At 59.6% G+C, this 13,882-nt stretch carries 8 protein-coding genes; 5 read left to right on the forward strand and 3 right to left on the reverse strand.

All coding sequences use genetic code 11. From position 1 onward, the window contains the following. Window positions 1-90: 90 nt before the first annotated feature. The 3 genes from ACOBR2_RS05470 (at window position 91) to ACOBR2_RS05480 (ending at window position 4,259) form a co-directional block, all read left to right on the forward strand. Complete coding sequence (locus ACOBR2_RS05470; protein ID WP_420239038.1) at window positions 91-1,401, forward strand: O-acetylhomoserine aminocarboxypropyltransferase/cysteine synthase family protein; 1,311 nt, start codon at window positions 91-93, stop codon at window positions 1,399-1,401. 25 nt (window positions 1,402-1,426) lie between these two features. After that, window positions 1,427-2,554: a homoserine O-acetyltransferase MetX gene (gene metX, locus ACOBR2_RS05475; RefSeq protein ID WP_420239039.1), complete on the forward strand. Its 1,128-nt coding sequence runs from the start codon at window positions 1,427-1,429 to the stop codon at window positions 2,552-2,554. 382 nt (window positions 2,555-2,936) lie between these two features. After that, window positions 2,937-4,259, forward strand: coding sequence for a hypothetical protein (locus ACOBR2_RS05480; RefSeq protein WP_420239040.1), 1,323 nt, complete (start codon window positions 2,937-2,939; stop codon window positions 4,257-4,259). Window positions 4,260-4,636: 377 nt separating this feature from the next. On the opposite strand, the gene ACOBR2_RS05485 is transcribed toward ACOBR2_RS05480, so the two are convergent. Then, window positions 4,637-5,434: a TIGR00282 family metallophosphoesterase gene (locus tag ACOBR2_RS05485; RefSeq protein WP_420239041.1), complete on the reverse strand. Its 798-nt coding sequence runs from the start codon at window positions 5,432-5,434 to the stop codon at window positions 4,637-4,639. Window positions 5,435-5,511: 77 nt separating this feature from the next. Then, the gene (locus tag ACOBR2_RS05490; RefSeq protein WP_420239042.1) at window positions 5,512-7,185 is read right to left on the reverse strand and encodes a lysine--tRNA ligase; all 1,674 of its coding nucleotides are present in this window, start codon (window positions 7,183-7,185) and stop codon (window positions 5,512-5,514) included. A gap of 279 nt (window positions 7,186-7,464) precedes the next feature. Here ACOBR2_RS05490 and ppk1 point away from each other — a divergent pair, with 279 nt between their 5' ends. Then, window positions 7,465-9,636, forward strand: coding sequence for a polyphosphate kinase 1 (gene ppk1 / locus ACOBR2_RS05495; protein WP_420239043.1), 2,172 nt, complete (start codon window positions 7,465-7,467; stop codon window positions 9,634-9,636). Window positions 9,637-10,130: 494 nt separating this feature from the next. Here ppk1 and ACOBR2_RS05500 read toward each other — a convergent pair whose 3' ends face one another. After that, complete coding sequence (locus tag ACOBR2_RS05500) at window positions 10,131-11,711, reverse strand: DHA2 family efflux MFS transporter permease subunit (RefSeq protein WP_420239044.1); 1,581 nt, start codon at window positions 11,709-11,711, stop codon at window positions 10,131-10,133. 210 nt (window positions 11,712-11,921) lie between these two features. Between ACOBR2_RS05500 and dnaK the strand changes: the two genes are divergently transcribed. Continuing rightward, complete coding sequence (dnaK, locus tag ACOBR2_RS05505) at window positions 11,922-13,859, forward strand: molecular chaperone DnaK (protein ID WP_420239045.1); 1,938 nt, start codon at window positions 11,922-11,924, stop codon at window positions 13,857-13,859. Window positions 13,860-13,882 lie beyond the last annotated feature (23 nt).

The following is a 13,882-nucleotide window of genomic DNA, read 5'->3' on the forward strand; positions in this document are numbered from 1 at the left end:
TTCCGCAGTGGCCCGCCGAATTTGCGGGAGCTGTTTGCCGGTGCAGGGAAGCGAAAAAATTAACCGGAACAGAGATTGAAGGAGAGAACGATGTCTGAAACGAAGCAGAAGCTTGCCACTCTTGCCGTACACGCCGGTCAGGTGCCGGACCCAACCACCGGAGCGCGGGCCGTGCCCATCTACCAGACCTCGTCGTACCTGTTTCAGGACGCCGATCATGCCGCCCGGCTCTTCGGCCTGCAGGAGTCCGGCAACATCTACACGCGCCTGATGAATCCGACCAACGACGTCTTTGAAAAGCGTGTGGCGGCCCTTGAAGGCGGTGTGGCAGCGCTGGCCACGGCTTCGGGCATGGCGGCGGAAACCCTGGCCATTCTCACGCTGGCGGCGGCTGGCGATGAGGTGATTTCCACCACCTCGCTTTACGGCGGCACCTTTACGCTCTTCAGCCACACGCTCAAGCGGCTGGGTATTACGGTGCGCTTTGCCGATGCCGATGATTTCGACGGCATTCGTTCCCTGATCAACGACAAAACCAAGGCCATCTACACCGAGACGCTTGGTAATCCCAAGCTGGACGTGAGCGACATCGAGACGCTGGCCAAGATCGCGCACCAGCACAAGCTGCCGCTGATCGTGGACAACACGGCGGCTTCACCGGCGCTGGTGAGGCCCATCGAGTGGGGAGCGGACATTGTGGTGAACTCCGCCACCAAGTTTCTGGGCGGCCACGGCACCACGCTGGGCGGCGTAATTGTAGATTCGGGCAAGTTCGACTGGGCGGCTTCTGGTCGCTTCCCGGAGTTTACCGAGCCGGATCCCTCGTACCACGGTTTGGTCTACAGTCAGGCATTCGGACCGCTGGCCTTCATCCTGAAGGCGCGTGTGCAGGGGATGCGCGACACGGGTGCGACGCTTTCGCCGCACAGCGCCTTTCTGCTGCTGCAGGGTATTGAGACGTTGCACCTGCGCATGGAGCGGCACAGTCAGAATGCTCTGGCCGTGGCCAAACATCTGCAGCAGCATCCCGGCGTGGAATGGGTGAATTATCCCGGCCTGGAGTCGAGCAAGTACCATGCGCGGGCCAAAAAGTATCTGCCCGAAGGACAGAGCGGTCTGGTGACCTTTGGCATCAAGGGCGGCTATGAGGCGGGCAAAAAGGCGCTGAATGCCTTCAAGCTCTTCAGCTTGCTGGCCAACATCGGCGATGCCAAGTCGCTGGCCATTCATCCGGCTTCCACCACCCATCAGCAGCTTTCGGTGGAGGAGCAGGCCGCAGCTGGCGTAACGCCTGAACTGGTGCGTCTTTCGGTGGGTATTGAGGACGTGCGCGACATCCTTGCCGATCTCAATTTGGCCATCGAAGCGGCCAACGGGCAGGCATTTCCCGGCACAAAGTAGGGGGAATGCGGCACAATAGGAAACAATGACCGACTCATTCAACCGGAGCGGCGGTTCTCCGCCGCCCGGATCCAAGACAATTGAACCTACCTACGAGGGCGATTTCGTAATCAATGGTCGCTTTCCGCTTGAGTGTGGCCTCAGCCTTTCCCAACCCACGCTGCATTACGCCGTTTACGGACGGTTGAACGCGGCGCGAGACAACGCGGTGCTGGTTTGTCACGCGCTGACCGGATCGGCTCTGGTGGGCTCCTGGTGGCCAGAGATCTTCGCCCCCGGCGCGGTTCTCTCGCTCGAACACGACTTTGTCATCTGCATCAACCTGCTGGGCTCCTGCTACGGCTCGACCGGCCCCGGCTCGACCAACCCGGAAACGGGACAGGCCTACGGGCCCGACTTTCCGCTCATCTCGATTCGCGATAACGTGCGCGCGCAGTCGCTTCTGATGGACTCGCTAGGCATTCGCAGGCTCAGGATGGTGGTGGGCGGCTCGATTGGCGGCATGCAGGCCATCGAGTGGACGATCGTCAACCCTGACCGCGTAGGACGCGGCCTGGTGGTGGGCGTGGCGCCGCTGACGGCCATGGGCATTGCGCTGAACCATCTGCAACGGCAGGCCATCCTGAACGATCCGGAGTGGCTGGGCGGGCATTACCTGCCTACTTTGCCGCCGCGCAAGGGACTGGCGCTGGCCCGACAGGTCGGCATGATCAGCTACAAATCCACAAAATTGTTCGACGAACGCTTCGGGCGCAAGCCCAACCGCAGCGGCGAAGACCCCTATGCGGCCGATGGAGGCTTCTGCAGTCTGGCGGGTGGCAAGTTCGATATTGCCGGCTACCTGGACTATCAGGGCAAGCGCTTTATCGAACGCTTCGACGCCAACTCCTACCTGGCGATTCTGCGCACCATGGACACATGGGATCCGTTGCGTGGCTACGATTCTCCGCAGCAGGCTTACGGGCGGATCAAGGCGCAGATCAGCTTTGTGGGCATTAGCACGGACTGGCTTTTCCCGGCCGACTCGGTGCGCGATTTTGCCCACCAGGTGCGTTCGGCCGGGGCCGATGCCGACTATCGCGAGATGGTCAGCGACCATGGCCACGACGCTTTTCTGGCCGAGCAGGCGGAACTTGTGCGGCTGCTGCAATAAACTTTTGTGCCGCCATGAATCAGCCCGCAATTTCGCACCTGAAATCGCGGGCTGAGATTTTTTGAGGGAGGAGGCGGATGGATCGTCTTTTTCCTTCAAACGAAAATTGCGGAGGTACGTCCAACCTCAATGAGCGGATTGTAGGCATTTCGGATTCGAAATCCATCTGGGCTAAAGCACACCATGCAGGGGGGCGGTTGTTTTTTCACCTGCATTGCGCTTGTCACAGACGGCCCGGCTTTCTATAATCCATCCAACACCGTCTTGGAAGCCGCGGACCTGATTTCTGCCTTTGCACCACCGTGCCGGAACGAATTTGGTTGCAGTTTCCCCTGTCGGATGAGAGAGTTTTTCTGATCATTGCAATTCCCAGGAGCACTGAATGAAGAAGCTAGTCTTTGCATCGGCCATGGTTCTGGCAGGTATGTCGCTTGCCACCGCTGCGCAGCTCAAGGCCCAAGACAAGGTCACCATCAAGGATCCGGCCGAGTTCAACGCCTATCAGATGGCCTCGAGCCAGTCCGATCCCAAGGCCAAGGCCTCGGCTATCGAAGGCTTTCTGACCGCCTATCCGCAGAGCGTAGTCAAGACGATGGTTCTCGGCGATCTGCTTGACGCTTACACGCAGTCCGGCGATCAGGTGCATGAGCTGAGCGCTGCCAAGCGTCTGCTGGAAGTCGATCCGGCCAACCTGAAGGCTCTCTACTGGGCCGTGGTTCTGGAAAAAGCTCAGTGCGCCAAGACAAGCGATGCCTCGGCCTGTAGTGAGCTGGCCGCTCTGGCCCAGAAGGGTCTGGCAGTCAACAAGCCGGCCGATGTGGCCGATGCTGACTGGAAGAATCAGTCGGTTACGCTCTTCACCACCTTCCATTCGGCTCTGGCCGTGGCCGACATCGTCGGCAAGAAGGACGTGAAGGCTGCGATTGGCGAGTATCGCGCCGAGCTGGCCCTGTATCCGGTGGAAAAGACCACCTCGGGTCCGGCCCTGTCGGATACGCTGATGCTGGCCGAAGCCTACGCCAAGCCTGACGCCCGCGACATGGTTCTGGCCGTCTGGTTCTATGCCCGCGCCTGGAACTTTGCTCCGCCGGCCTACAAGGCTCAGATTGAGCCCAAGATGGAGTATTGGTACAAGCGCTACCACGGCAAAATGGATGGTGGTCTGGACGACATCAAGGCTGCTGCAGCCAAGAGCCTCTTCAAGCCCGATGATCTGGTCGTGAAGGCTGCTCCGACGCCGGCGGAAATCGCCCACGACGCTCTGACCAGCGGCGATCCTGCCAAGCTCGGCCTTGAAGACCGTGAGTACATTCTGGCCAACGGTGTGCAGGCCGATGTGGATGCCATCTGGAACCTGATGAAGGGCCAGACCACGGCTATCCCGGGCATCGTGATCGAAGCCTCGGCTTCTGTGATCAAGGTTGCCGTGACCCAGGATGCCAAGGACAACAAGACGGCTGACTTCATCGTCAACCTGAAGGCTTCGCTGGCCGACAAGGACGTTCCTGCCGTGGGCAGCGAGTTCAAGACGCAGCCCGCTGCTGAGCTGGATGGCACCATTGACTCGTTCACCCCGGTTGCAGCCACTGCCACCCGTGTAGCCACCGCACAGATCGTCGTGAACGCTGGCTTCATCCAGGAAGAGAAGAAGAAGGCCGCTCCCGCCGCGCACAAGCCGGCTGCCGCTCATCACACGGCCAAGTAACGACAACATGGTGGGATTCGCGCAAAAGTCGCGACCCCCAAACCACTCGGAGAATCCCTCTCCTGGGACTGAAGGGGGCAGCCTGAAAAGGCTGCCCCCTTTTTGTTTGCTAGAAGCGTTCCGGCGGACGGAATGGTGGTGGCTAGCCTGTCTTGCAGTGCTGCAGCCGCAGTATTTTTACTCTTTATCTATTGGTTCCTGTGATTTTTGCTTTGCACATTAAAGGGAATGCCCGGCCTGAAGACAAGTCAGGTCGGGCGGTAAAGTATTTTCGGAATTGCTGTAGACCGAAAGCAGGTTGCAAGTCCCTTAAAAAGTCTACGTGTATTCCGAAAATGCTTTACCGCAGTTCTACAGTTCTGAGAGGAAGAGGGAAACTATTCGCCCAACATGATGCGCTGAATGTGGTAAGCGTGGCCGGTGGCCGGATCGCAGCTGACCAGAGTCGCGCACATCTTCGGATTGCCCTTGGCGGCTTCGAACTTGCCCGGCAGGCCGGTCAGAAAGCGGTGCAGCACCAGATCCTTTTCCACGCCAATTACGCTGTCGTAGGGGCCGCTCATGCCCACGTCGGTCTGGTAGGCAGTGCCTTCCGGCAGAATGCGCTCATCGGCGGTGGGAATGTGGGTATGCGTGCCCAGAACAGCGGTTACGCGGCCGTCCAGGTGCCAGCCCATGGCCACCTTCTCGCTGGTGGCTTCGGCGTGGAAGTCCACCACGACAACCTTGGCCTTGACTTCGGCCAGTGCAGCGTCCAGTGGGTGGAAGGGATCGTTGGTGCCATTCATGAAGACGCGTCCCATAGCCTGCGCCACGGCAAAGGGAATTCCCGAGCGGGTTTCGCCTTCATAAACTCCGTAGCCGGGCAGGTTAGGCTGCAGGTTCAGAGGACGCAGCACGCGGCGGGGCCGTTCGTGACTTTCTGCCGGAACCGACTTCATGTAGTCGGCCAGATCGCGCTTGTCCCACACATGGTTGCCGGTGGTCAGCACGTCTGCGCCCAGGTCAAAGAACTCTTCGGCAATTTGCGGCGTAAGCCCAAAGCCGCCGGCGGCGTTCTCAGCGTTGATGATGAGCAGTTCAACCTGGTGCGCCTCGCACAGGTATTCCAGATGCTCGCGGACGATGCGGCGGCCAGCACTGCCAAAGACGTCGCCGATGAAGAGGATGTTCAATGTGGCTCCGAAGGGGCAGGGATCAGGGACCAGAACTTCTTGCGGTTGCGAAGTCCTAATCCCTGATCCCTTTCTTTTTATGCTTTGTCTTCTGCTGGGGCTTCAGGTGTTTCTGACCCCTGTTCTCTGTTTTCTGCTCCCTGCTCTTTTCTCATCATCGGGAACAGAATTACGTCGCGGATGGACTTGGAGCCGGTCAGCAGCATGGTCAGGCGATCAATGCCCATCCCTTCGCCGCCGGTCGGGGGCAGGCCGTAGCTGAGGGCGCGCACGTAGTCCTCGTCCATCTCGTGGGCTTCGTCGTCGCCCGCAGCGCGTTCTTTCAGCTGATCCTCAAAGCGCTTGTGCTGTTCTTCGGGGTCGTTCAGCTCACTGAAGGCGTTGCCCAGCTCAAAGCCGCCTACGAAGAACTCGAAGCGCTCTACGTGCTCCGGATCGTCGGGCTTGGCCTTTGAAAGCGGCGAAACCACGGTCGGGTAGTCGTAGATGATGGTCGGCTGGATCAGGAACGGCTCAACCACCGCCTCAAAGAGGTGATAGACGCTCTTGCCGAGCGGCACATGATTGCCGCCTTCCTTGATCGAGTCGTAGTAGATGGCGCTGATGGCGGCCAGCATGGTCTTCAGTTCGCTGATGCGCTCAGGCGTGTGGTGGGCCGTCTCGCAGATCGACTTTTCCAGCGTGCTCATGGCCGCATGCAGGCGGGCCTGCAGCACCGGAGTCGCCTCAAAGGCGGTGAGCGCGGGCTTGCTGCCGGCTTCCGCCGGCCAGTACTCGCGGATGGCCTCACGCATGGTCAGGCGTGTCCACTTGGCCAGGTCAATGGTGTTGCCGTTGAACTCGACGACCGTGGTGCCGTTGACTTCCCGCGCCACAAACTCAATCAGCTCTTCGGTGAGCATCATCAGGTCCTGATAATTCGCATAGGCCTGATAGAACTCGAGCATGGTGAACTCGGGATTGTGGCGGGTGCTGAAGCCCTCGTTGCGGAAGTTGCGGTTGATCTCGTACACACGATCAAGACCGCCAACCACCAGACGCTTCAGGTAAAGCTCGGGCGCAATGCGCAAAAAGAGCGGCATATCCAGCGCGTTGTGATGCGTCTTGAAGGGCTTGGCCGCCGCACCGCCCGCAATGGGCTGCATCATGGGCGTTTCCACTTCCAGGTAGCCGCGCTCGTCAAAGAACTTGCGCAGGGCGCGCAGGATCTTGCTGCGCTTCACAAAAACTTCGCGGGCATCGAGATTGCTGAACAGGTCCACGTAGCGCTGGCGGTAGCGGGCTTCCAGATCGGCCAGGCCGTGGAACTTCTCCGGCATGGCCAGCATGGCCTTGGCCAGGAAGGTCAGCCGTTCCACGTGGATGGTCAGCTCACCGGTGCGGGTGCGGAAGAGGTAGCCGGTGACGCCGATGTGGTCGCCCAGATCGAGCAGTTTGTAGAGCGCGAAGCCGTCGTCGCCCACCGCGTCCTTGCGGACGTAGAGCTGCAGGCGCTGGCCCTCCTGCTGCAGGGTGCAGAAGCCCGCTTTGCCCTGGGCGCGGATGGCCATGATGCGGCCCGCGACAGCCACGGTTACACGTTTGGCTTCCAGTTCCTCGGTCGTCGTTTCACCAAACTCGGCGCGGATTGCGCCCAGCGTCCGGGTGAAGGGGAACTGATTCGGGTAGGCAGCCTGCCCCAGCTTTTCGATCTCTGCCAGCTTCGACTTGCGCAACTCGAAGAGATTACGCTCAAACTCCGATTCAAACACGCCTGTTTCCTTCCGTTTAAGCCCAAAGGCCCAAGGGAAAGTATACCTTTTTGCGGCTTCGAGCGGTAGAGCAGGTGCAGGATTGCCTGGGGGGAAGTCATTTGGCATGGGAATCTGAAAAAAGGACCGTGGGGTACACATATTTGCACGGTGTTCATCGTGGTGGAACGAAGTTCCTGTATCTCTAAACCATTGAACACTTTGCTACGTCTTGAGCGGTTCTTTGCGCCGTTTCAGGGCAAAACGCTGTAGACTTCTGTACACGGCGCACCCGACCCTATGTCAAGAAATACGAATAAGACTCAGCTCTTTAACGGCCGCGATCACTCCTGGATGCAGTTCAACCGGCGCGTGCTGGAAGAGGCTGAAGACGGCACCAATCCGCTCCTAGAGCGGGTGAAGTTTCTGGCCATTACAGCCTCGAATCTGGATGAGTACGTTGAGATTCGGCAGGCCGGCCTGCTGCAGCGCATTGAAGATGGCTATCGCGAACCGGGCTACGACGGCCTGCGTCCCGACCAGTCGCTGGAGACGCTGACCCAGGAAATCCACACCTTTGTGAAGGGCCAGTATGCCTGCTGGAATCGCCATCTGCTGCCCGAACTGGAAAAGCAGGGCATCCGCCTGCTGGACTGGAAAGAGCTCAGCGAAGAGGCCAAGGCCTTTGCCCGCGATTACTTCCAGCGCGAAGTCGATCCGCTGCTGACGCCCATTGCGATTGATCCGGCGCACCCTTTTCCGCGCGTGCTGAACAAGGCTCTGTGTCTGGCGTTGCTGTTGCGCGCCAAGCGGCGCAGCTCCGGGCCGCAGGTGTTGGGTGTGGTCACGGTGCCGCGCGCCCTGCCGCGCTTTGTGCGCCTGCCCGCGGCCGAAGGCTCCTACGACTATCTGTTGCTGCAGGATCTGATCGCGCAGCACCTCGGCGGCATGTACCGTGGCTATGAGGTGCTTTCCCGCGCCAGCTTCCGCGTCACGCGCAACTCCAACCTCTACTTTGAGGAGGAAGAGGCGCGTTCGCTGCTGGAGACCATCCGCGTGGAGCTGCACAACCGCCGCAAGGGCGATGCGGTGCGGCTGGAGATTGAAACCGGAGCCGACTCCGAGATCGTCGAGCGGCTCAGGGTGAACTTCGAGCTGGATCCCGAGCAGGTTTTTGAGAGCGATGGCCCGGTGAACCTTTCGCGGCTCTTCTTCTTATGTGACGATGTGAAGCGTCCCGACCTCAAGTTCCCGTCTTTCACGCCCAAGCCGCTGGTGCTCAGCCGCAAGTCGGAGGGGATCTTCGACGAGCTGCGTCAGCGCGACATTCTGCTGCATCATCCCTACGACTCCTATGATCCGGTGGTGGAGTTCATTGAGCAGGGGGCGCATGATCCAGCCGTGCTGACGATGAAGCAGACGCTTTACCGCACCAGCAACGATTCGCCCGTCTTCAAGTCGCTGATCGACGCCGCCGCCAGCAAAGAGGCCACACTGGTGGTCGAGTTGATGGCCCGCTTTGACGAGGCTTCGAACATCCGCTGGGCGCGCTCGATGGAAGACGCAGGGGTGCAGGTTTTTCACGGCGTGGTGGGCCTGAAGACCCACTGCAAGCTGGCTATGATGGTGCGCCGCGACGAAGACGGCGTCACCCGCCGCTACTGCCATCTGGGCACGGGCAACTACAACCCGGTGACGGCCCGCTTTTATACCGACGTGAGCCTGCTGACCACCAATCCGCAGATTACCGAGCGCGTGCATATGGTCTTCAACTACCTGACGGCGCACGCCGAAATCAACGACTACAGTCCTCTGCTGGTGGCTCCGCTGACCATGGCGGAGAGTTTTCTGGGGCTGATCCGCCGCGAGACGGATCACGCCAAGGCGGGCCGCCCGGCGCACATTGTGGCCAAGATGAATGCGCTGCTGGAGCCCTCGGTGATTGAGGCGCTCTACGCTGCCTCGCAGGCCGGGGTTGAGGTGGACCTGATCATCCGTGGGCTCTCCATTCTGAAGCCCGGCGTGAAGGGGCTGAGCGAGCGCATTCGCGTGCGCTCCATCGTGGGCCGCTTTCTGGAGCACTCGCGCATCTTCCACTTTGCCAACGGCGGCAACGACGAAATCTACCTGGGGTCGGCTGACTGGATGCCGCGCAACCTCTTCGAGCGCTGTGAGGTGGTCTTTCCGGTGCGGGATCCGGTGGCTCTCAGCCGCCTGCACAACGAGATTCTGCCTGCCTACCTGGCCGACACCACCAAGGCTCGCCTGCAGCAGGCTGATGGCAGCTACGTGCGTGCCAGCCGCCTGCTCAAGGGCGCGGCCACTTTCAGCGCGCAGGATTTTCTGATGAAGCTGGCTGAAGGCAAGACCAGTCTGGATGCGATTCCGGTGCCAGCAGCAGCCAAGCCAGCCACCCAGCCCGCTACGCCTCGCCGTGCTCCGGCAAAACGGGCAGTGAAGACCGCAAAGTAGGCGCGGGCAGCTCGTTTTTTGAAAGGCAAGGCCGGGGTTCGCTCCCCGGCCTTGCCTTTTGAATGGGTTTGTTCAGGCTGCGGAAAAACTCATTACGGAGGGAGGCAAGGGTTTCAACCCTCGCAAAAGTCCATTCACACATGTGAGGGCTTCAGCCCTGGGGGAGAATTCAGGTCAACTTTGCATGAATTATTTTTTTATCGCCTGTGTGCGTCGGAAAAATACCCGCGCCTGAAGGCACGTTCTTTGGCTTGACTGCTTCGGGGCATGAATGCCCCCCGCTCCCTCTGCTCAAAACAGGTTCACGTTTAAAGCGAAACCAGAGTAACTGTGCCCTGTTGAACTTTGTGCAGGGTTGCCGCTCTCTGATGGTCGCGTCAACTTGAGCGCTGTGGTTTCGGGATACATCAACTCTGGTTTCGCTATAGGCTTCTTCACAAACGAATCGCTATAAGTCGAGAGCTGAAAGCTGAAAGCTGGAAGCTGTTTCACTCTTAGTGCACGCCCTCGGGCATTTTGGCGTTCTTGGGTGGCTTTTTGAAGAACCAGCTACAGCCTGCGCAGAAAAACGCCAGCAGCGCCGTCCAGCGGAAGACGTCCACATAGGCCAGCAGTGCCGATTGCTGCACCATCGAGCCGTAAATCTGGCCAAATGCGCCGCCGGTGCTCGATGCGGACGCAATATGGTGGTTCAAGAAGAGCGACATCATCCTGACCTTTTGTTGCAGCACGGGGTTCGACGGGTCCATGTGCGCGCCCAGATCGTTCTGGTGCAGCGCCGAGCGGCGAATGACGGCGGTGGTGGCCATCGAAATGCCAATCGAGCCGCCGATGTTGCGCAGCATGTTCGAGAGCCCCGTGGCGTTGCCCATCTCCTGGCGGGGAATCGTGGCCATGGCCATGGTGGCCATCGGTACAAAGACAAAGCTCAGCGCCAGGCCGGTCAACATAATTGGGATCAGCAGCGTGTAGGGGCCAATCTCCAGATCGACCGTGCCAAAGATCAGCGCGCAAATGCCAAAACCGCAGAAGCCCGCCGTCAGCAGCTTGCGGCCGTCGATCCGTGAGCCCAGTATGCCGATGATCGGTGAGCCGATGAAGGAGCCAATGCCACGCGGACCCACCACCATGCCGGCCGTGAAGGCCGTGTAGCCCATGATCTCCTGATAGTAGAGCGGAAGAATGGAGATGGTGATGTAGATGCACATGCCCAGCAGCGCCATCAGGGCGCAGCCGGTGCGGAAGTTGCGGTCCTTGAGCACGTGCAGGTCCACCAGACCGTCTTTTTTGGTCCATGAGTGCCAGATCCAGCCGACCAGCGAAATCACCAGCAGGGCCGTGGCCCAGCGTACCCAGACCGCGCCAAACCAGTCGTCTTCCTGGCCTTTGTCGAGCACAATTTGCAGGGCTCCGGTCCAGAGCATGAGCAGACCAAAGCCGATGTTGTCGAAGGGCCCGACCTTGGCGTTCTTGATGTAGGGCGGATCGTGGACAAAGCGGGTGACCATGAAGATGGCCAGCAAACCCACGGGAATGTTGATGTAAAAGGCGTAGCGCCAACTGAAGGTGTCGGTGAGCCAGCCGCCCAGCGTGGGCCCCAGCACCGGCGCCAGCACAATGCCCAGACCATAGGCGGCCATGGACATGGAGCGTTTTTCGATGGGGAAGCTCTCCAACAGAATCGACTGCGAAAGCGGCTGCAATGCGCCACCACCCGCGCCCTGCATGATGCGGGCAAACAGAATCACGCCTAGCGAGGGCGCTGCGCCGCAAAAGAAGCTGGCAATGGTGAACAGGATGATGCAACTGAGCAGAAAGCGTTTGCGGCCAAAGCGGCGGGCAAACCAGTTAGAGGCCGGCAAAATGACGGCGTTGGCCACCAGATAGCTGGTCAGAACCCACGTTGCTTCATCATTTGAAGCCGAAAGCGACCCGGCAATGTAAGGCAAAGCCACCGAGGCGATGGCCGTGTCCAGCACCTCCATGAAGGTGGGCAGCATGACAGAACAGGTCACCAGCCAGGGATTCACTCCCTGAGTCAGCGGGTAACGGGCGCGTTGAGCGGCAGTCGTCATCTGAAATACCTACGAGAGTAACGGATTACGCGAACTCTGGCCAGTGACGGAGCCCCTTGTGGGGAAAGAAAAATAGGCGTCCGTATTCGCGGCGGGCAGAAAATATTTGCCTATGTTTATAGAAGTACGATCAAAAATACTTGACAGTAAGTCACTCAATGCTGCATCTTAAAACTGACAGGATTTTTCCTAAGAAGGCGGAGTACGGTTATGGCAAAAATTATCGGTATTGATCTGGGAACCACCAACTCGTGCGTGGCAGTAATGGAGGGCGGCGAGCCCAAAGTTATTCCGAATGAAGAGGGTGCGCGCACTACCCCCTCCATCGTCGGCTTCTCCAAGTCGGGCGAGCGTCTGGTGGGCCAGGTAGCCAAGCGCCAGGCCATCACCAACCCTGAAAACACCATTTTCTCCATCAAGCGCTTCATGGGCCGTCGTTTCAATGAAGTCAATGACGAGATGAAGATGGTTCCCTACAAGGTCTCCCAGCAGGGCGATCATGTGGGCATTGTCGCTCAGGGTAAGGAATACACTCCGCCTGAAGTTTCGGCCATGATTCTGCAGAAGCTGAAGAACGCCGCCGAAGCCTATCTGGGCGAGACGGTCACCGAAGCCGTCATCACGGTTCCGGCCTACTTCAACGATGCTCAGCGTCAGGCCACCAAGGACGCGGGCAAGATCGCCGGCCTGGACGTCAAGCGCATTGTGAACGAGCCGACTGCGGCTGCTTTGGCCTACGGTCTGGACAAGAAGAAGGACGAGACCATCGCCGTGTATGACTTTGGCGGCGGTACCTTCGACGTTTCGATTCTGGAAGTGGGCGAAGGCGTTATCGAAGTGAAGTCGACCAATGGTGATACCCACCTGGGTGGCGACAACCTTGACCAGCGCATCGTCGATTGGTTGATCAGCGAGTTCAAGGCCGAAGAAGGTCTGGACCTGACCGCCAAGGGCAACGAAATGGCTCTGCAGCGTCTGAAGGACGCCGCGGAAAAGGCCAAGATCGAGCTTTCCACCACCATGGAAACCGAGATCAACCTGCCCTTTATTACGGCCGATGCCACTGGACCGAAGCACCTGGTGCGCAAGCTGACCCGCGCCAAGTTCGAGCAGATGGTTGAAGACCTGCTGCAGCGTTCGCTTGAGCCCTGCAAGAAGGCCATCGAAGACGCCGGCGTCAAGCCGAGCGAGATTGACGAAGTGGTGCTGGTGGGCGGCCAGACCCGTATGCCGCGCATGCAGCAGATCGTCAAGGAGATGTTCGGCAAGGAGCCGCATCGCGGCGTAAACCCGGACGAAGTGGTTGCCATCGGCGCTGCCGTGCAGGCAGGCGTTCTGGCCGGCGAGGTCAAGGACCTTCTGCTGCTCGACGTAACGCCTCTGACCCTCTCGATCGAGACGCTGGGCGGCGTGGCTACGCCGATGATCCCGCGCAACACGACCATCCCCACCAAGAAGAGCGAAACCTTCTCGACGGCGGCCGACAACCAGACCGAGGTTGAAGTGCATGTGCTGCAGGGCGAGCGCCCCATGGCCGGGCAGAACCGCACCCTCGGCAAGTTCAAGCTGGCTGGCATCATGCCTGCTCCGCGCGGCGTGCCGCAGATCGAGGTCACCTTTGACATCGACGCCAATGGCATTCTGAACGTGCTGGCCAAGGACAACGCCACCGGCAAGGATACCCGCATCACCATCACTTCCAGCTCGGGTTTGAGCAAGGAAGAAGTGGAGAAGATGGCCAAGGAAGCCGAGTCCCATGCCAACGAGGACAAGGAAAAGCGCGACGAGATCGAAGCCCGCAACCACCTCGACGGTCTGGTCTACAACATCGAAAAGATGCTGAAGGACTCGGGCGAAAAGGTGCAGGCTGCCGACAAGACCGAAGTAGAAGCGGCTTTGGCCGAGTCGAAGAAGGTTTTGGAAGGCACGCCCTCCGCGCAGGAACTGAAGGACAGCTACGAGAAGCTGACCGCAGCCAGCCACAAGCTCGCTGAGGTTCTCTACAAGGCCAACGCAGCGGCTCCGGCAGCGGGCGCTCCTGAAGCGGCCGCTGGTGCGGCTCCCGAAGCGGCTCCTGCTGAAGAAGCCAAGAAGGAAGGCGATGTCATCGACGCCGAGTACGTAGACGTCGAAGACAAGAAGAACTAGCCGTTCAGGCAAGCACCTGCGGT

Source organism: Telmatobacter bradus, from assembly GCF_048629425.1.
Classification (GTDB): Bacteria; Acidobacteriota; Terriglobia; order Terriglobales; family Acidobacteriaceae; genus Telmatobacter; species Telmatobacter bradus.